The following is an 18,517-nucleotide window of genomic DNA, read 5'->3' as shown; positions in this document are numbered from 1 at the left end:
CCCCTTCACCTATGATCAAGGGCAAAAGCTGCAGCTGTTGGGCTACTGCGAGCGTTTCGCTTCAATCACATCATCAATCTGACTGACTTTGGTCAGCAGTTTGTTCAGTGAGTCGAGGTTGTACAGCTCCAGCGTCATATAAATGGTTGCGGTCTGGCGTGCCACGTCAGAGTTACTGCTCATCCGGAGCACGTTGGCTTTTTCATTGGCCAGGATACTGGTGATGTCGCGCAATAAACCGTTCCGGTCATGCGCCACGATGCGAATACTGGCTTCATAACCCGACGCATATTGATCGCCCCAGGCCGCCTCGACCACCCGCTCTGGATGTTGTTCCTGCAGATTTTTGAACTGATCGCAGTCGTCGCGGTGCACGGCGATACCACGGCCCTGCGTGATGTAGCCGATGATGGCGTCACCAGGCAGCGGCTGGCAACAGCCGGCCATATGGGTTAGCAGGTTGCCGACGCCCTGCACCACCACATGACTTTTGCTTTGAGTCTGCATCGGCTTGGAAATCAGCCGCGGGTCAATTTCCGGCACGTCGTGTTTATTGTGCAGGCTTTGAATGTAATTAATCACTTGCGTGACTTTAATCTCACCGCCGCCAATGCCAACCAGCAACTCTTCCATCGAATTGACATTAAAGCGCTGCAGCAGTTTAACCGGTTGATCCAGAGGCACATTCAGCCGCGCCAGTTCGGTATCCAACAACTCTTTACCGGCCGCATAGTTTTTATCGCGGTCCTGTAACCGGAACCAATACTGCACTTTGGAGCGGGCCCGGCTCGATTTCAGATAACCCAGATTTGGATTCAGCCAGTCGCGGCTCGGATTCGGTTCGCGCCCGGTCAGGATCTCGACCTGATCTCCGGTCTTCAGCTGATAAGTAAAAGGCACAATCCGGCCGGAGATTTTCGCACCGATGCAACGATTGCCGACATTGGAATGCACGTAATAGGCGAAATCCAGTGGCGTCGAACCTACCGGTAAATCAACGATATCGCCTTTTGGCGTAAAGACATAGACCCGATCTTCGCTGACCTGATTGCGCAGTTCTTCAGCCAAAGACGAATCCACCACTTCTTCCTGCCAGGCCAGAATTTTACGCAGCCAGCCAATTTTTTCATCCAGCGCGCCTTCACGCCCGGCAGGGCCACCTTCTTTATAACGCCAGTGTGCCGCCACGCCCAATTCAGCATCATCGTGCATTTGTTGAGTGCGGATCTGAATTTCAATCGGCCGGCCTTGTGGTCCTAGCACAACAGTATGAATGGACTGATAACCGTTTTGTTTTGGCGTGGCGATGTAATCATCAAACTCTTTGGGCAGATGCTGCCAGCTGGTGTGCACGACCCCCAGCGCAGCATAACAATCCTGCACCCGTTCAGTGACAATCCGTACCGCGCGGATATCGTATAACTGGTCAAAAGCCAGATGCTTTTTCTGCATCTTTTTCCAGATACTGAAAATATGTTTCGGCCGGCCATAGACTTCGCAGTCCAGCTTTTCCACCAGCATCTGGTCGCGTACCGCCTGCACAAAATCACGCATGTACTGTTCACGGTCGAGGCGTTTTTCTTCCAGCTGGCTGGCAATTTTTTTGTAGATTTGCGGATGCAGATAACGAAAGGCTAAATCTTCCAGCTCCCACTTCAGCTGGCCGATCCCCAAACGGTTGGCCAGCGGCGCGAAAATCGCATTGGTTTGTTTGGCCGCCAACACGCGGGTTTCTTCATCGGCGTTTTTCACATCGCGCAGATAACAGATTTGTGCCGCCAGTTTAATCACCACCGCGCGCACATCTTCAACCATCGTCAGCAGCATTTTACGCAGATTGTCGGCTTGTTGTGCGTTTGGTGTCTGATTGGGTCCGACCGGGATGGTGCGGATCGCTTCCATCTGTTTGACGGCGGTCAGCATCGTGATCACCGGCGGATCAAAATGCGTGTCCAGCGCAGCACATTCCAGTAACTGCGCTTCAACCAACGGGAACAGCAGCGCGGCGGTCAGCGCATCTTTGTCCATGCGCAAATCGGCCAGGATCTCGACCATTTCCCAGCCGGTGCGCAGCTGGGGGCAACTGGCTTCGGTCAGGTCATGCTGATTCAGCCAATCGCCAGCAGCAAGCAAACAGGCAATTTTTTTCTCGGACAGCCCCAGTGAAATCAACCAGGCCGAGGTTTCCCCCGCATTGTATTCAGTGCTGTGCGAATGCCGGACCCTGACCATCTGTACCTCGAAACGTTAACAGCGGTTAATACTGTTCAAATAAAGCCATCAATTCCAGATGACTGGTATACGGAAACATATCCATCACGCCGATTTTACTGATGCGATAGCGGTTTGCCAGCAAGACGCGGGCATCTCTGGCAAATGTCACCGGGTTGCAGGAGACGTACAAAATCTGTGCCGGTTTAAGCTTAACCAGTTCGTCAACCGCACCGGCGGCGCCGGCTCGCGCCGGATCCAACAGAACTTTCTGGTAAACCGGTTTATTCCAGCTGTGTCCTTTCCAGGGCAGATGCAAATCTGCCTGCGCAAAGGTGCAATTGCCGTAGCCATTCAGTGTGGCATTTTCGCGGGCACGCTGCACCATTGTGGTGATCCCTTCGATCCCGGTCACTGCCGCCACCAACGGCGATAATGCCAGACTAAAGTTACCGATACCGCAATACAAATCAAGCACTTGATCAGACTTTTCTGGCATAAGCCATGCCAGTGCCTGAGTCACCATCGCCTGATTGATGCGGCTGTTCACCTGAATAAAGTCGGTTGGTTCAAATTGCAGAACCTGACCCGCGTCCAACTGATACTGCGGCACCGGCGTATCGGCTTGCCAGGCTTCAAACTGGTTAGATTCGGCTTCGCCGAGCCAGAATGCATCGGGCCAGGCGGCAATCAACAACGCTTTGTCGCTATCCGGTAACGGCCGCACATGGCGGATCACCACAAAGGCCTGACCATCGGCATCCAGTACTTCGGCGTGCGTCACGGCACTACCATGTTTCAGCGTTGGCAGCGTCTGGCGCAGCACCGGTAACACTCTGGCGATGGCCGGACTGAGCACCATACACCCGGGAACATCAAGGATCTCTTTACTGCCGGCCCGGCGAAAGCCAACCTGAAACTGCTGAGTCGTTTTATCAAACCAGACACCGATGCGGGCTTTACGCCGATAGCCGGCAGCGTCCGCCGACAACGCCGGTTGCCACGGCAAATCACTGAGTTTCAGCTGATGTTGTAACAGCGCAGCGACGGCGTCCTGTTTTAACGCCAACGCTGACTCCGGCGCCAGATATTGCAACTGACACCCGCCACATAAAGCGGCGGAAGGACACAACGCTTTGATCCGCAGCGCTGAGGGCTGTAATACTTTTTGTACCACGGCGCGACTGTAGTCTTTTTTCTGTTCGGTGAAGCGGACCTGGACTTGTTCGCCCGGTAAAGCACCGTCGACAAAACAGATATTGCCCTGGTGCGTACTGATGCCTTGCGCTTCGTGATCCCAGCGTTGGATTGTCACAGCGCCATGTTGCGGCAAATTGGATTTTTTCTTTGTCTGATAGATGCTTACCATAATTTCGGGTCGGGCTCAGCCTGGAAAATTGACACCAGTTCCGGCACAAAACACCATAGGATTTTGCCGGAGCTTATGTCATGATAAATGATAGATAGCCCATTGTAGCAAGCAGCGCCCCAGATGACGAAAATTGCTTTACGCGATTGGATCCTGCTAATCACCTTATTGCCAACCCTGCTGGCCAGCGCCGGTCTTGGTGGCTATTTCAGTTATATGCGTTTCGCCGATTTATCGCGTAATCTGGCCGATCAGGCGAGCAATATCGCCGAACCTCTGGCGATCGCCTCGGCTTACGGCCTATTGGCCGACGACAAGGCTTATCTGCAACGATTGGTCAATGTAAGCCATCGGAAAAACTCACCACGGGTACGCACTATTGCTGTGTTTGACCATCGGCATCAGCTGATCGCCAGCTCCAATCTGCATAAAGATTTCGCTGATTTACATTTACCGGCAAAAAGCCTGTTACCCGACCTGCCGCAAATTGTGCAACAAGACAATTATTTGCTGATCCGGGCGCCAATCCAGCTGGAGAGCAGTGAGATCCAGGCGCTGGCGCTAAGCGCACGCAGCAATGATGCGCAGACCAGCCGATTGCTGGCCACTGAGGGCCGGCTCGGTTATGTGCTGGTGCAGGTCGACAAGGACAAGGTAATGCTGGCGCAGCAAAGTTCGATGCTGGTGACCATCTTGTTGGTATTGCTGGCGCTCAGTCTGGCACTGGTGCTGAGCCTGCGTCTGCTCAGCCGGCTCAGTCAGCCGCTGCAACAACTGATCCTGCAGATTGAACGTCTGGCCGAAGGCCGGTTTGAGAAACATCTGGATCAGCCCTTTATCGGCGAATTTGATCTGATGCGCCTCGGCGTCAATCAGCTGGCGAATGAGCTGAAACATTACAAAGACGAAATGCAGCATGCGGTGGACCAGTCGACCAGTGATCTGGTGCAGACCATGGAACAGCTGGAAATGCAAAACGTCGCGCTGGACATGGCCAGACGGAAGGCACAGGACGACAACAGGCTCAAATCCGAATTCCTCGCCAAGATGAGTCATGAACTACGCACCCCGCTCAATGGTGTGCTCGGCTTTACCCGGCAATTATTAAAAACCCAGCTGACCCATCACCAGCAGGATTATCTCAATACCATTCAGAAATCGGCCAACAGTTTGTTGTCGCTGGTCAACGATGTGCTGGATTATGCCAAACTCGAAGAAGGCCGGATGCCAATTAATCCGGAGCCTTTTTCGATCCGCGACCTGGTGTACGACGCGGTCGAACTGTTGTCAGTCAATGCGTTTGACAAGCAGCTGGAACTGGCACTGCAAATCGATGCTGATGTGCCGGATTCACTGATTGGCGATCCATTGCGGATTAATCAGATCCTGATGAACATCGCCGGCAACGCGATTAAATTTACTGAACACGGCAGCATTGTGATCCGGTTGCAGTATCAGCCCAGCACTGACGACGCGGTACTGCTGCATTTTGAAGTGCAGGATACCGGCATCGGCATCGCGCCTGCGCAGCAGGAGCAGTTGTTTCATGGTTTTGCCCAGGCCGACGGCAGTATTGGCCGGCGCTATGGCGGCACTGGTCTTGGTCTGATTATTTCGCAGCGCTTAGTCGCAGCGATGGGGGGCCAGATTGGATTCCACAGCAAGGCCACTGAAGGGTCGACATTCTGGTTCAGTCTGGCATTACCGGCCCATCCACTGAGTGCCAGCGACCCGTTGCCGGTCGCGTTATTAACTGGCAAAACTGTGCTGTACATCGAACCACAACAATACTCGCGCGAATCAACATTAAGTTTATTAAACAGTTGGGGTATGCAGGTCTCAGCTTGTGCGACGCCGGGCCAATTACAACAGGCGCTGGCGCACCAGGACCAGTTTGATATCGCGCTGATTGGCCGCACCGTGTCACTGGACCAGCTCAATCCGATCATTGAACTGATCAGGCAAATTAAACCGCATTGTCAGTATCTGTATCTGTTGGTGAATTCGTTGTCGCCAAACCTGCGTGAAGCCTTGCTGCAAAGCGGCGCTATGGCTTGTCTGGCCAAACCGGCACATCAACGCAAGCTGGCAGCCACACTGGCGCGGCCATACAACCAGCACCAGGCCGTTACGTTGCCGTCACCGACTGCGCCCAAAGCAAGGTTGCGGGTGCTGACGGTTGATGATAACGAGGCGAATCTGAAACTGATTAATACCTTACTCGGCGAGTTGGTTGAATCTGTCGATTCCGCCAGTCAGGGGGCAGAAGCCTGGCAACTGGCTTCGCATGTCCATTACGACATTATTTTTATGGACATTAATATGCCGGTCATGGACGGGATCAGCGCCTGCCAGCGTATCCAGCAAAGTTCGTTAAACGAAGACACACCGATCATCGCCGTGACTGCCCATACCTTGCCGGGTGAGCGCGAGCGGTTGTTAGGACTGGGATTCTGTGAGTTTTTAAGTAAGCCGCTCGATGAACAAATGCTGCAGTATACGCTGAAAGAATGTTGTCCGGCCTTTAGCCAGGCCAGTATGCAGCCTGTCTATGCGGCAACAGAGCCTGCGGCAGAAATTCCGGCCTTGCCGCAAAGCCGGCATGTTGATTGGGAGCTGGCATTGCAGCGCGCTGCCGGTAAAACTGAGCTGGCGCGGGAAATGTTGCAACTATTGCTGGCTAGTCTGCCGCAGACATTAGCAGACTTAGAAAAGTATCGGGAAAGTAATCAGCGCGATGCATTGATCCAGCTGGTACACAAGCTGCACGGCGCCACTTGTTATACCGGCGTGCCGCACATTAAAGCACTGAGTGAAACCATTGAAACTCAACTTAAAACCGGCGCCAGCCTGTTACAGCTGGAACCAGAATTATTTGATTTAACCGATCAGCTGCAGGATTTACTCGCCGAATCACAACAATGGTCGCATTAAAACAGGGTCGCAATAGAACGCAGCCTCAGGATTCAAAAATCACCGTTGCCATGGCAAAGGCCTGCTCGTCGCTGATCGACAACCAGGTCTGACGCAAGCCTAATTTCGCCGCTAAATCTGCCGCGGCGCCATGTAATTCCAGCATCGGACGACCGAACTCGTCGTTGCGGATATTAAAATGCTGAAAAGAAATACCACGGCCGATGCCGGTCCCCAGTGCTTTCGCTGCCGCTTCTTTGGCAGCAAAGCGTTTGGCAAAATAGCGGGCCGGCTGCGCATGAGCCTGGTAAATGACCTGCTCGTCCGCCGTCAGCACCCGTTCAATCAGCCGCGGCGAGCGCGCCAGACTTTGCTCAATCCGGCTGATCTCAACAATATCAGTGCCAAGACCCAGGATCGCCATTAGCGGCGCGCCTCCACCATCAGGCGTTTCATCTCTGCCACCGCCGGACCCAGACCAGTGAAAATCGCCTGCGCAATTAACGCATGGCCAATGTTCAGTTCATGCATTTGTGGAATGGCAGCAATCGGCTGCACATTATGCACATGCAAACCATGGCCAGCGTTGACGATTAAGCCAAGCGAAGCCGCATATTCAGCCGCTACGCGGATGCGCTCCAGCTCAGCTTTCTGCTGTTTGGGACAGGTGGCGTCGGCGTAAGCGCCGGTATGGATTTCGATATAAGGGGCGCCTGAGCGCGCCGCTGCTTCAATCTGGCGCTGGTCAGCGTCAATGAATAACGACACCATGATGTTGTTGTTGCTGAGCTCATCAACGGCAGTTTTGATACGGTCGAACTGACCGGCGATCTCAAGACCCCCTTCAGTGGTCAGTTCCTGGCGTTTTTCCGGCACCAGACAACAAAAGTGTGGTTTGAGTTCGAGTGCGATGCGCAGCATTTCATCGGTCAGCCCCATCTCAAAATTCAGCCGGGTCTGGATGGTCTGGCGCAATAAAAACACATCCCGGTCCTGAATATGCCGGCGATCTTCGCGTAAATGCACGGTGATCCCATCAGCGCCATATTGTTCTGCCAACAATGCCGCATGCACCGGCTCTGGATACTGACTACCGCGAGCCTGACGGACGGTGGCGACGTGATCGATGTTGACGCCTAAATAAATTGGTTGCATGAGATCTCCCTGACGCCTGCGGGCGTGATTTAAATGCGTTAATCCTGACGGAATAATTGTCGGCTATGCAGCGGTGCCTGGCCCAATAATGGCCGCAACAGCTGGCGGTTTAATTGTTTGGCGCAGCGCAGACTGCTGCTCTGCCAGTCAGCTTGACTGATGGCCAGTAAATCGGCGCCAGACCAGCCCTGCAGTGCGGCGACAAAACCATATTCGTGTTGCCACTGATAGCAGCCATCGTTTAGCAGTGGCAAACCTTCAGCATCAACACTGCAGTCCACCGGAATGCCCAGTTCCTGCAACAATGCCAGTTCAGCTTCGCGCAGCAGCTGCTCCAATAAAGGCCTGGCAGTTTGCGCGTTGCCTTGCAGTTGCAACTGCCACAACGCCTGCACACTGTGCTGATAAATCTCGAATAATTCATCGGCCTGTGTATTGGCAGGAAACAACCGGCAAATCAGTTCGTTCAGATACAAAGCGCTGAACAGCCATTCACCTTGCAGTGGCAGCGCGGCCTGTTGTTCTTCAATCCGGCGTACCGTGCGTAATTCGCCCTGACCACTGAGTTCAACCCAGCACAAACAAAACAGCGGCCATGTACTGCGGCCGCTGTGTTTTTTCGCTGGCCGGCGAGCAACTGCCCGCACTCTGCCTTGATTTGGTAGCAATAAATCCAGGATCAATTTCTGGTCCTGGAACGCAGTACTGTGCAGCAAGAACGCTGAGACTGCGCCTTCAGCCATTAATCTTCGCCGTAACCAAGACTGCGCAACGCACGTTCATCATCGGCCCAGCCAGATTTCACTTTGACCCACATCTGTAAAAACACCGGCTGCTCAAACAAATCTTCCATATCTTTACGCGCTTCAGAGGCGATGGTTTTTATACGCTCACCGCCTTTGCCGATCACCATGCGTTTTTGCGTGTCACGCTCAACCAGGATCAGCGCCGCGATATGGTAGTGTTTTTCTTCCCATTTAAAGCGTTCAATTTCCACCGTGACCGAATACGGCAATTCATCGCCCAGAAAACGCATCAGCTTTTCGCGGACGATTTCTGAGGCCATGAACCGTTGCGAGCGGTCCGTAATATAGTCTTCCGGGAAAAAGAACTCACAAGGTGGCAGCTGGGTGTGCACGATTTCGCGCAACTTACTGACATTAGTGCCTTTTTCTGCCGACAACGGCACAATTTCCAGAAACTGCAATTGTGCGCCAAGCCATTGTAAGTGCGGTAATAAATCTTCTTTGTCTTTGTACAAATCGACTTTATTGACCGCCAGGATCACTGGTTTTTTCGCCACGATCAGCCGGTTTAACACCATCTGGTCATCGTCGGTCCAGCGGGTACCTTCCACCACGAACACCACCAGTTCTACATCCAGAATCGACGTGGCAGCCGCTTTATTCATCAGTCGGTTAATCGCACGCTTTTCTTCACTGTGCAGACCCGGAGTATCCACATAGACCGTCTGGTACTTGCCAACGGTATCAATACCGACAATACGGTGGCGGGTCGTTTGTGGTTTTTTCGAAGTGATACTAACTTTCTGGCCAATCAGCTGATTGAGCAGAGTCGATTTACCGACATTTGGCCGGCCAACGATGGCGACCAGACCGGCAAAGGTATCACCGGCAGTTTCTTGTAACAGATCATTCATGTTTTAATTGCTCCAGGATGGCCTGAGCACAATCCTGCTCGGCTTTGCGTCTTGAACTGCCGCTGGCTTGCACCGCCTCACGTCCGGCCACAGTGCAGCGCACTGTAAAAGTCTGATCATGAGCGTCGCCTTCCACCGCTACCACATCATATTGCGGCAGCGCCAGACGCCGGCCTTGCAGGTATTCCTGCAACAAGGTTTTTGAATCTTTTTGTACGCCGGGTTCGATGCTGTGTAACCGGCTGCCAAACCACTGCAGGATCCGATCTTTACAGGCTTCAGCGCCGGCATCGAGATAAATCGCCCCTAACACGGCTTCCACCGCATCAGCCTGGATAGACTCCCGCCGCGAACCACCACTTTTCAGCTCACCGGGGCCAAGGCGCAGATGTTGGGCGATCTCAAGTTCTTTGGCAATTTCTGCCAAAGTCACGCCTTTGACCAAAGACGCCCGCATCCGGGTCAAATCGCCTTCACGAGTTTTGGGGAAATTCTGAAACAACGCCTCGGCGATGACCAGACCTAAAATGGCATCGCCCAGGAACTCCAGCCGCTCATTGTGCTGGCCTTTACAACTACGGTGCGTCAGCGCCTGCTCAAGCAGGGCGCTGTTGCTGAACTGATAACCGAGCTTTTTCTCAAGTTTACTTAAAGGAGGTAACATTCCCGACCTTATTTAATAGTGCCAAGGCGTTCAAACCGCACGCCAACCGGTACCCAACTAGGTAACCAGTGATTCGGATCTTCACTGAATTCAAAACTCATCCAGATAAACACCGCTTTGCCGACCAGATTCTGCTCCGGCACAAAACCCCAATACCGACTGTCACGGCTGTTGTCACGATTATCGCCCATGACGAAATAATGACCGTCCGGTACGACAAATTCGTTGGTTGCCACGCCTGGTTGACGGTAGTAATTATGGATCGGTTCCGGCAACATCGCATTTTGCAGGATGTCATAAGACTTCGTCAGATTCTGCTCGGTGAAACGTTTTAATGGATATGGTCCTAAGAAGAACTCACCTTCATTGTTAAATTCCTGCCGCAGCGGTTCCACCGTCGGACACGGCTGGTTACTGGCTTTGTCACAAGCGCGCTGAATAAACAACTGCTTGTTTTTATAAATAATTTTATCGCCTGGCAAGCCAATCACCCGTTTAATAAAATCGGAGGTCGGGTCTTCCGGATATTTAAACACGGCAATATCACCATGGTCAGGTTTACCGGTTTCCAGCAAGGTGCTGCGCCACACCGGATCTTTGACGTCATAAGAAAACTTTTCGACCAGAATAAAATCGCCAACCAATAACGTCGGCATCATCGAGCCAGACGGAATTTGGAATGGTTCGTAAATGAATGAACGGAAAATAGTGATGATGGCGATTAAAGGGAAAATATCCCGCGCCGTTTCCGCGGCATATGGCAGCGGCGCATCTTTTTCACGTTTTGGTTTGAACAGCAGCGTGTCAATTAACCAAATCAGACCTGACACCAGCGTCAGGACCACTAACAGAATTGCAAAATATCCAGCCATGAGATTAAGGTTCCTCGTTCAGAAAACGTTCTGAGCTTACTGAAAATTGCAGGGCGCTGGCGAGCGCCGTGATGGACTTTATTGTTACCAGCTGTAAGACCCGGAGCGCGGCATGGGCTGGCTCCGGGATGGGCTGCTTATTTCCCGACTTTCAGAATGGCGAGGAAGGCTTCCTGCGGGACTTCTACGTTCCCCACTTGCTTCATCCGCTTTTTACCGTCTTTCTGCTTCTGTAACAGCTTTTTCTTCCGACTGATATCGCCGCCATAACACTTGGCTAAGACGTTTTTCCGCAGCTGTTTGACCGTCGTCCGTGCTATCACGTGCGCGCCAATCGCTGCCTGAATGGCAATATCAAACATCTGGCGTGGGATCAGCTCTTTCAGTTTTTCCGCCAGCTCACGGCCACGGCCCTGAGCAAAATCACGGTGACTGATAATCGCCAGTGCATCGACGCGCTCACCGTTGATCAAAATATCAACCCGTGACATATCAGATACCTGGAAGCGTTTGAAGGCGTAATCCAGTGAAGCATAACCACGGCTGGTCGATTTTAACCGGTCGAAGAAATCCATCACGACTTCTGCCATCGGCAGTTCATAAACCACCGCAACCTGACGGCCGTGGTAGGTCATATTCATTTGTACGCCACGTTTTTCGATACAAAGATTGATGACGTTGCCTAAGTATTCTTGCGGTACCAGAATGTGCGCTTCGACGATAGGTTCGCGAATTTCGTCGATGTTACCAACCGGTGGCAGGTCACTTGGGTTGTCGACCATCACCAGCTCGCCGCCTTTAGTCAGCACTTCGTACACTACTGTTGGTGCGGTGGTGATCAGATCCAGATCGTATTCACGTTCCAGTCGTTCCTGAATGATTTCCATGTGCAGCATGCCGAGGAAACCAATGCGAAAGCCAAAGCCTAAGGCGCCGGAACTTTCTGGTTCGTAGAACAATGAAGAGTCGTTTAAGCTGAGCTTTTCCAGTGCGTCACGGAAATCTTCGTAGTCGTCTGAAGATACCGGGAACACCCCGGCATAAACCTGTGGTTTGATGCGTTTAAAGCCAGGTAACGGCTCTGTCGCGGCGTTTTTCGCCAGCGTCAGCGTGTCGCCGACTGGTGCACCTTTGATTTCTTTGATACCGGCGATGATAAAACCGACTTCGCCGGTGCTCAGAATACCGGTGTTGGTCGCTTTTGGCGTGAAGATACCGACTTTGTCGACTTCATACACGGCACCGCTCGACATAATTTTGATTTTGTCTTTGGCCTGGATTTTACCGTGTTTGACGCGGACCAGCGAGACGACGCCCTGGTACGGGTCAAACCAGGAATCGATGATCAGGGCCTGGGTTGGCGCATCCACATCGCCTTCCGGACATGGAATGCCTTTAACAATAGTTTCCAGCACATCTTCAATGCCAAGGCCGGTTTTGGCCGAACATTGCACAGCACCGATGGCTTCAATGCCGATAATATCTTCAATTTCTTCGGCGACGCGCTCAGGCTCGGCCTGCGGTAAGTCGATTTTGTTCAGAACTGGTAAAACTTCCAGATTCATTTCCAGCGCGGTGTAGCAGTTCGCCACCGTCTGCGCTTCAACGCCCTGACCCGCGTCGACCACCAACAAGGCACCTTCACAGGCGGCCAGCGAACGGCTGACTTCATAAGTGAAGTCGACGTGGCCCGGTGTATCGATAAAATTCAGCTGATAGGTTTCGCCATCTTTGGCTTTGTAATTCAGCGTCACACTTTGCGCTTTGATCGTGATGCCACGCTCACGTTCCAAATCCATGGAATCCAGCACCTGCTCCTGCATTTCGCGATCAGACAGACCGCCGCAGAATTGGATCAGCCGATCTGATAAAGTCGATTTACCGTGGTCGATGTGTGCGATGACCGAAAAGTTACGGATATGAGATATTTTAGACATTTTTTCCAATCAAAACTGAGCTGTAAAGCAGCAAGTGATATGGCAGGCGACATCGCCGCTGCCCCTTGCGGCAGATTAAAATTGCCGCGAATTGTACTCTAATTCCCAAATGCTTGCACTGTGTTCTTCATGCAGGCGCGCAGCCTGCCGGCTGTTGCAATACACTGATGTCTGGCAGGACCCGCACTAACTGCACCTGCAATTGGTCGGCACGGCCCGATTCAACCCGGCGCACACACCACAATGTCAGCGCAGTGCTGATAACAGCACTGCCAAGTTGCAGTAATTCGTGCCACGATTGCAGATGCCCCAGAGCCAAAGTGCAGATAAATACGCACAAAGGTAACAGGTAGACCAACAACGCTGACTGCAAGACAGCACCGGGTTCCAGACAAATCTCGACCTGCTGACCGGGCAGCAGGTCGGCGCCCCCCGCTAAAAACAACTGTTGCTGACGTACCGGCAACGCTTTTGCAACCAAACCACTACTGCAACTGTCTTGTTGTTGACAGCCGCTGCAGCTGGTCGATACCGGCGTTGACAGCCAGACGCCACCTGCATCCTGACGTAACACAGTCGCTTTGACTATCAGCCGTTGCGACGACGAAGTATCACTGGGGTGTGGGCTGTGGCAGGCTTTATCTTCAGGGGAACTGGTCATGGCATCTACCGGTACAGGAGAGACTGTCGATTTTAGAGCAGTGACAGGCTGAACTCAATGCTATAGCCGATAAAGGTCCGGCCATAGCATTGCAGACAAAGATGGTTATTCGACAGATGCAGCCAGCTTTGCCGCCAGCTCAGGTCGCAACGGTCCAATCACTGTCACATCTAGGTTTTGCTGCGTCGTCACCAGAATGGTCACGGCGCCATCACGTAGTTGCTGCTGTGGCAACCGGGCGGTGGGCTGCACAAACACGGAGATTTGATGCAAACCGTCACTGAGCAACCAGTTCGCCAGCACCGGCACACTGCGGGTACTGATTGGCGCCTGTTCGGCCAATAACTGATAACCAGGTGGGATCCAGTTTAATTTAAACTGGTCCTGCGGCGCCGGGCGACTGACCAGAGCGTGCGGTTGTTCCGGCAGCTGCGCGCTAATCAGGCTTTGCAGTTCAGGTGGCAAGCTGGTTTTTAATTGCAAATGCACCACCATCCAACGGTCCAGCACTTCGTTTTGTTCGTCGACAGTATCGACCCGCAGTGGAAAACCGGTTTCGGCGTCCTGCCACAACCAATAACTGTAACGGCTGGCATCGCGCGCGCTCAGGCGCAGTAACTGCGCGGTACGGCCCGACAGCGGTACACTGCTGCCTGGCACAATGTCATACAGCTGTTTGATCACAGCCAGAGGTTCGAACAATATCGCCGGTAGTTCTTTGATCGAGTCGTTTTGCGTCACGATGACCGGCGCATCCGGTGCAGCGTAATACACTTTGTCGCCGCGACGGAACGTATCAGTACCGACACCGTCTTGTAGCAATAACCGCTCCAGTTCAAGCGGCACAGACAAAGCGCCGGATTGTTCATGCAAACCATGTAACCAGCGATAGGTGATCAGCTGGTTTGGCCGAACCTGGACAAAAGACACGTCAAAATTGAATTTACGGACCGCTTGTTGGGTCCGTTCAAATTGTTGCCAGTCGTCGGCTTGCGCCGACAGACTGCACAGTGATAACAACAGGCTGACGGACAGCCTGCCTAACCAACTTCCCTGGCTCAATATCACTGCTGCTGACCTTTACCCTCGTCCGCTGCAGCGTTTTTCGCCTGCTGCGCAGCAGCCTGTTCCATCAGTCGGATTTGTTGTTGGCGTGCCTGCATCAGTTCCTGCAAACGGCGTTGTTGCTCCAGCTGCAACTGCTGTTGCTGCGGCGTAAAACGCGATTCAACCGAAGTCTGACTCAGACTGACCGGCGCTGCGACACCGCCGATTGGGCTGGTTTGCAATACCGGCAGCGGCGTGGTGAGCGCGTCGTCCGGTTTTTGTTGAGTTTGTTGCACACCGACCACAGCGATAAGCGCGACGCTGGCCGCAATTGCGCCCTGCATCAGCATTTTCCACCAGCCTTGATTAGCAGCAGGTTGTGAGCCTGTCACTGCGGTAGCTGCCACTGGCTGTAACACTGGCACAGTTTCCGCCACTAATTGATGGGCTTCTTCCTGTTCCAGCACTGCCGAGAACCGGTCGGCGAAGTTGATATCGAGTTGGGGCGTCAGTTCCTGCCTCAGCACAGTGCCTGCTAATTGGTAACGCAACCAGCTGGCCTGCAGATCAGGATCAGACAATAACAAGTCGAGCTGCTGCGCACTGACGCTTTGATTGTCACTGGCGGCGGAAAGCCATTCTTGATGTTCAGACGACATACTAATTCCTGTCTTCGTTGATAAATCAGCCAATAAGTGGCTTCAACTGGGTATCTATCGCTTCTCGGGCTCTGAAAATACGGCTGCGGACGGTGCCAATCGGACACCCCATCACTTCAGCAATCTCTTCATAACTCAGCCCATCCAACTCACGTAACGTAATCGCCGTGCGTAATTCTTCAGGTAACTTTTCAATGGTTTCGAACACCACCTGACGGATCTCTTCGGTCAGTAATAACTTTTCCGGTGAGTCCTGTACTTTTAATGCGTCACTGCCCTCATAAGATTCGGCATCTTCAGCATCGACATCAGTTGACGGCGGCTTGCGGCCGTTAGCAACTAGGTAATTCTTGGCGCTGTTTACAGCGATCCGGTACAACCAGGTATAAAAGGCACTGTCGCCACGAAATCCGGGCAGTGCCCGGTAGGCTTTGATAAAAGCATCTTGTGCCACATCAGCCACATCGCCGTGATTAGAGACGTACCTTGAGATTAAGTTCGCTAATCTGTGCTGATATTTTCTGACCAGCAAGTTAAAAGCAGCTTTATCTCCTTGTTGCACCCGTTGGACAATTTGCCAATCTAATTCTTGCTCGCTCATCTGGGAGCCATTCCCCTGTCTCATTACTGCTTTAAAATGTCATTGGCTCTTCTCAAGCGTATTCACTCAGATGAAGGGCGGCGGAAAAAGTTCGGTTTCACCGATAAAAAAGTTACAATAAAATGATCGCCATGCTGCTTTTCGGCATAAAAAGGCGTTTTTCGTTCAGATCATTTGCATTCTGCAGGCCGTCCGAACGGCGGCTAAAAGGCTACAGATCTGATTAAGATCCTGTTTTTTGTCGGGTAAGTGTATCGCATGCATCATCAAAAAGAACATCGCTGTGACGTTTTAATTGTCGGCAGTGGCGCGGCAGGCCTGAGCCTGGCGCTGCAGCTTGCACAAGATTTAAGTGTCATCGTGCTGAGTAAAGGCCCGCTGCGCGAAGGTTCAACTTTGTATGCGCAAGGTGGTATTGCCGCAGTGTTCGACGAAAACGACAGTATTGCCTCACACGTCAATGATACGCTGATTGCCGGTGCGGGCCTGTGTGAAGACGCTGCCGTGCAGTTTACCGCTGAAAACGCCAAAACCGCGATGGAATGGCTGATTGCGCAAGGCGTCCCTTTTGATCAGTACCGTGACGACGACGGCGTGCTGAAATATCACCTGACGCGCGAAGGTGGCCACAGTCACCGGCGGATCCTGCATGCAGCAGATGCAACTGGCCGCGCTGTGCAAATCACGTTGGTAGACCAGGTGCGCCGCCACCCCAACATCCGCTTGCTGGAAAACTACAACGCCATTGATCTCATCACCGATACCAAGCTGGGCCATGACGGCAATAAGTGCCATGGCGCTTATGTCTGGAATCGCGACAACGAGCAGGTCGAAGTGATTGCCGCGCGATTTGTTGCTCTGGCGACAGGCGGGGCCAGCAAAGTGTATCTGTACACATCCAATCCGGATGTTGCATCAGGCGATGGCATTGCGATGGCATGGCGTGCCGGTTGCCGTGTCGCCAATATGGAATTTAATCAGTTCCACCCGACCAGTCTGTATCATCCGGATGCACAGAATTACCTGATCACTGAAGCGATGCGCGGCGAAGGTGCTTATTTAAAACGGCCCGATGGCACCCGTTTTATGCCTGACTTTGATGAACGTGCCGAGCTGGCGCCGCGGGATATCGTTGCCCGCGCCATTGATTTTGAGATGAAACGCCTGGGCGTCGCCTGTGTGTATCTCGACATCAGCCATCAGCCGAAAGATTTTATTATCGAACACTTCCCGACTATTTACGCCAAGTGTTTAAGTGTCGGTATCGACATCACTAAACAGCCGATCCCGGTGGTCCCGGCCGCGCACTATACCTGCGGCGGCGTGATGACCAACCTGAACGGTCAGACTGATATTCCGAATCTGTATGCGATTGGCGAAGTGGCTTATACCGGTCTGCATGGTGCCAACCGGATGGCCAGCAATTCACTGCTGGAGTGTGTCGTGTTTGCCCAAAGTGCGGCGCGCAATATCCTGCAACAATGGCCAACATCAACAGCCACGCCGGAGTTGCCGGCCTGGGATGAAAGCCGCGTCAGTAACTCGGATGAAGAAGTGGTGATCACCCACAACTGGCATGAACTACGGATGTTTATGTGGGATTTTGTCGGCATTGTCCGTACCACTAAACGGCTGGAACGCGCGCTACACCGGGTTGAACTGCTGCAGCGCGAAATTCAGGAATACTACCGGCATTTCCGCGTCAGCAATAACTTACTGGAACTGCGCAATCTGACCATGGTTGCAGAACTGATTATCAAAAGCGCGATGCGCCGCAAGGAAAGCCGCGGCCTGCATTACACGCTGGATTATCCGGAGCAGGCGGCACATAGTAGCCCGACGATTTTAAAACCCGATTAATCTCAGTGCCTGTTGCAGCAAAAAGCCGGAACTCAGTTCCGGCTTTTTGTTGTGGTCCCAATGCCTATTCAGGCGTAGTGCTGTTAGCAGCTAGCGCCGGCTTTTTCCGGTATTTCAGAATTAGCATCACGACGTAAATCTGCAGCGCCGCAGTCGCCAGTTGACCAAGGATAGACTGCAACTCAAGATATTTTTCCGCATAGATATACAGACTGATGTTACCAATCGCAAAAGCGGCCCAGGTCAACGCCGGAACACCGGCAGACTCTTTGGTGCGGAGCAGATGAAACAGCTGCATTAAGGTCGCAACCGGAAAAATAATCGCCGGTATGTAACCGACCAGTTCAACAAAACTCATAGGAGCTCCTTGCTCGGAAAATAAAAAACGCGGTAGTACATTGCAGATCCCACACAGCGATTAACGCAACCATTGTGAGAGTCCGCGCAGCTCAGATGCTGCTTGCAATTGCCGTTGCTGCCAACGCAACTGGCAAAGAGTGCGGGCCAGCGTGCGAAAACCGCTTTCTGAAAAGGCGTCACGAAATAACCAGCATCGCTTGATTTGGCCGTCCGCTGTCTGCCAGACCAACCAGACCCCGAGCCAGCAAATCAAACTCTGTGCTAACAACTGTCCACCGCTGGGCTGCAGCACCGGCGGCTCTGCGGTTCTATAACGGCGCAGCTGTAATGCGGGTTCCAGCTTCAGTACCAAGTCTTTCTCCGCCTCAGTTGAAGCAGCCAACAGATAAAACACCGGCAGCCAACCGCATTGCAACCACCAGGGGGCTGCTGTTGATATATACCAGCCTGCACCAGACCAGGCAAACCAGAGTGCCAGCAACACCGTCAGCCAGCTTAGCCGGCGCGGCCAGGCTGAACTCTGCACCACCAGTTGCCGGCATTGCATT

At 52.8% G+C, this 18,517-nt stretch carries 17 protein-coding genes; 2 read left to right on the top strand and 15 right to left on the bottom strand.

From position 1 onward, the window contains the following. Positions 1-42: 42 nt before the first annotated feature. Positions 43-2,232 (bottom strand): GTP diphosphokinase, encoded by a 2,190-nt coding sequence (gene relA, locus ACQ66Q_RS14145; protein ID WP_430457394.1) that lies wholly within the window; start codon positions 2,230-2,232, stop codon positions 43-45. Positions 2,233-2,257: 25 nt separating this feature from the next. Then, complete coding sequence (gene rlmD / locus ACQ66Q_RS14140) at positions 2,258-3,580, bottom strand: 23S rRNA (uracil(1939)-C(5))-methyltransferase RlmD (RefSeq protein ID WP_430457393.1); 1,323 nt, start codon at positions 3,578-3,580, stop codon at positions 2,258-2,260. Between the two features lie 123 nt (positions 3,581-3,703). On the opposite strand from rlmD, the gene barA reads away from it, so the two are divergent. Next, positions 3,704-6,514: a two-component sensor histidine kinase BarA gene (gene barA / locus ACQ66Q_RS14135; RefSeq protein ID WP_430457392.1), complete on the top strand. Its 2,811-nt coding sequence runs from the start codon at positions 3,704-3,706 to the stop codon at positions 6,512-6,514. Positions 6,515-6,539: 25 nt separating this feature from the next. Here the strand turns inward: barA and acpS are convergent, their stop codons facing one another. The 11 genes from acpS to rpoE all read right to left on the bottom strand — a co-directional run bounded on the left by acpS (position 6,540) and on the right by rpoE (position 15,749). Then, positions 6,540-6,917, bottom strand: a complete 378-nt coding sequence (gene acpS, locus ACQ66Q_RS14130; protein ID WP_377243583.1) for a holo-ACP synthase — start codon at positions 6,915-6,917, stop codon at positions 6,540-6,542. Next, positions 6,917-7,648: a pyridoxine 5'-phosphate synthase gene (gene pdxJ / locus ACQ66Q_RS14125; RefSeq protein ID WP_430457391.1), complete on the bottom strand. Its 732-nt coding sequence runs from the start codon at positions 7,646-7,648 to the stop codon at positions 6,917-6,919. The genes acpS and pdxJ overlap by 1 nt, the downstream gene beginning before the upstream one ends. A 38-nt stretch (positions 7,649-7,686) precedes the next feature. Further along, positions 7,687-8,391, bottom strand: a complete 705-nt coding sequence (gene recO, locus ACQ66Q_RS14120; protein ID WP_430457390.1) for a DNA repair protein RecO — start codon at positions 8,389-8,391, stop codon at positions 7,687-7,689. After that, positions 8,391-9,308 (bottom strand): GTPase Era, encoded by a 918-nt coding sequence (era, locus tag ACQ66Q_RS14115; protein WP_430457389.1) that lies wholly within the window; start codon positions 9,306-9,308, stop codon positions 8,391-8,393. The genes recO and era overlap by 1 nt, the downstream gene beginning before the upstream one ends. Continuing rightward, positions 9,301-9,972 carry a ribonuclease III gene (rnc, locus tag ACQ66Q_RS14110; RefSeq protein WP_377243595.1) on the bottom strand — a complete coding sequence of 224 codons (672 nt, stop codon included), beginning with the start codon at positions 9,970-9,972 and terminating at the stop codon, positions 9,301-9,303. The genes era and rnc overlap by 8 nt, the downstream gene beginning before the upstream one ends. A gap of 8 nt (positions 9,973-9,980) precedes the next feature. Beyond that, entirely contained in the window at positions 9,981-10,844 is an 864-nt protein-coding gene (lepB, locus tag ACQ66Q_RS14105) for a signal peptidase I (RefSeq protein WP_377243598.1), read from the bottom strand. A 137-nt stretch (positions 10,845-10,981) separates the two neighbouring features. After that, positions 10,982-12,781 carry a translation elongation factor 4 gene (gene lepA, locus ACQ66Q_RS14100; RefSeq protein WP_208931626.1) on the bottom strand — a complete coding sequence of 600 codons (1,800 nt, stop codon included), beginning with the start codon at positions 12,779-12,781 and terminating at the stop codon, positions 10,982-10,984. Positions 12,782-12,908: 127 nt separating this feature from the next. Then, a complete protein-coding gene (locus tag ACQ66Q_RS14095) occupies positions 12,909-13,442 on the bottom strand; it encodes a SoxR reducing system RseC family protein (protein ID WP_430457388.1) in 534 nt (177 codons plus the stop codon). Between the two features lie 105 nt (positions 13,443-13,547). Further along, on the bottom strand, positions 13,548-14,504 hold the full coding sequence (locus ACQ66Q_RS14090) for a MucB/RseB C-terminal domain-containing protein (protein ID WP_430457387.1): 957 nt from the start codon (positions 14,502-14,504) through the stop codon (positions 13,548-13,550). 2 nt (positions 14,505-14,506) lie between these two features. After that, positions 14,507-15,148 carry a sigma-E factor negative regulatory protein gene (locus tag ACQ66Q_RS14085; RefSeq protein ID WP_430457386.1) on the bottom strand — a complete coding sequence of 214 codons (642 nt, stop codon included), beginning with the start codon at positions 15,146-15,148 and terminating at the stop codon, positions 14,507-14,509. 25 nt (positions 15,149-15,173) lie between these two features. Then, on the bottom strand, positions 15,174-15,749 hold the full coding sequence (gene rpoE, locus ACQ66Q_RS14080; RefSeq protein WP_430457385.1) for an RNA polymerase sigma factor RpoE: 576 nt from the start codon (positions 15,747-15,749) through the stop codon (positions 15,174-15,176). Between the two features lie 258 nt (positions 15,750-16,007). Here rpoE and nadB point away from each other — a divergent pair, with 258 nt between their 5' ends. Further along, positions 16,008-17,609: an L-aspartate oxidase gene (nadB, locus tag ACQ66Q_RS14075; RefSeq protein ID WP_430457384.1), complete on the top strand. Its 1,602-nt coding sequence runs from the start codon at positions 16,008-16,010 to the stop codon at positions 17,607-17,609. 64 nt (positions 17,610-17,673) lie between these two features. Here the strand turns inward: nadB and ACQ66Q_RS14070 are convergent, their stop codons facing one another. Together ACQ66Q_RS14070 and ACQ66Q_RS14065 are read right to left on the bottom strand one after the other, a co-directional pair. Beyond that, entirely contained in the window at positions 17,674-17,967 is a 294-nt protein-coding gene (locus ACQ66Q_RS14070) for a hypothetical protein (RefSeq protein ID WP_430457383.1), read from the bottom strand. 60 nt (positions 17,968-18,027) lie between these two features. Further along, positions 18,028-18,516: a hypothetical protein gene (locus ACQ66Q_RS14065; RefSeq protein WP_430457382.1), complete on the bottom strand. Its 489-nt coding sequence runs from the start codon at positions 18,514-18,516 to the stop codon at positions 18,028-18,030. Position 18,517: the final 1 nt, after the last annotated feature.

Origin of the sequence: Rheinheimera sp., assembly GCF_965283995.1 — a bacterium.
Taxonomy (GTDB): Bacteria; Pseudomonadota; Gammaproteobacteria; order Enterobacterales; family Alteromonadaceae; genus Pararheinheimera.
This window is presented reverse-complemented; position numbering and strand designations above follow the sequence as displayed.

What these genes read in the sequence shown, in the direction of transcription:
- rpoE (WP_430457385.1), bottom strand. Translation starts at nt 15,749, where the DNA reads ATGAGCGAGCAAGAATTAGATTGGCAAATTGTCCAACGGGTGCAACAA.
- barA (WP_430457392.1), top strand. Translation starts at nt 3,704, where the DNA reads ATGACGAAAATTGCTTTACGCGATTGGATCCTGCTAATCACCTTATTG.
- rlmD (WP_430457393.1), bottom strand. Translation starts at nt 3,580, where the DNA reads ATGGTAAGCATCTATCAGACAAAGAAAAAATCCAATTTGCCGCAACAT.
- lepA (WP_208931626.1), bottom strand. Translation starts at nt 12,781, where the DNA reads ATGTCTAAAATATCTCATATCCGTAACTTTTCGGTCATCGCACACATC.
- pdxJ (WP_430457391.1), bottom strand. Translation starts at nt 7,648, where the DNA reads ATGCAACCAATTTATTTAGGCGTCAACATCGATCACGTCGCCACCGTC.
- acpS (WP_377243583.1), bottom strand. Translation starts at nt 6,917, where the DNA reads ATGGCGATCCTGGGTCTTGGCACTGATATTGTTGAGATCAGCCGGATT.
- lepB (WP_377243598.1), bottom strand. Translation starts at nt 10,844, where the DNA reads ATGGCTGGATATTTTGCAATTCTGTTAGTGGTCCTGACGCTGGTGTCA.
- rnc (WP_377243595.1), bottom strand. Translation starts at nt 9,972, where the DNA reads ATGTTACCTCCTTTAAGTAAACTTGAGAAAAAGCTCGGTTATCAGTTC.
- ACQ66Q_RS14085 (WP_430457386.1), bottom strand. Translation starts at nt 15,148, where the DNA reads ATGTCGTCTGAACATCAAGAATGGCTTTCCGCCGCCAGTGACAATCAA.
- nadB (WP_430457384.1), top strand. Translation starts at nt 16,008, where the DNA reads ATGCATCATCAAAAAGAACATCGCTGTGACGTTTTAATTGTCGGCAGT.
- recO (WP_430457390.1), bottom strand. Translation starts at nt 8,391, where the DNA reads ATGGCTGAAGGCGCAGTCTCAGCGTTCTTGCTGCACAGTACTGCGTTC.
- relA (WP_430457394.1), bottom strand. Translation starts at nt 2,232, where the DNA reads ATGGTCAGGGTCCGGCATTCGCACAGCACTGAATACAATGCGGGGGAA.
- ACQ66Q_RS14065 (WP_430457382.1), bottom strand. Translation starts at nt 18,516, where the DNA reads ATGCAATGCCGGCAACTGGTGGTGCAGAGTTCAGCCTGGCCGCGCCGG.
- ACQ66Q_RS14095 (WP_430457388.1), bottom strand. Translation starts at nt 13,442, where the DNA reads ATGACCAGTTCCCCTGAAGATAAAGCCTGCCACAGCCCACACCCCAGT.
- ACQ66Q_RS14070 (WP_430457383.1), bottom strand. Translation starts at nt 17,967, where the DNA reads ATGAGTTTTGTTGAACTGGTCGGTTACATACCGGCGATTATTTTTCCG.
- era (WP_430457389.1), bottom strand. Translation starts at nt 9,308, where the DNA reads ATGAATGATCTGTTACAAGAAACTGCCGGTGATACCTTTGCCGGTCTG.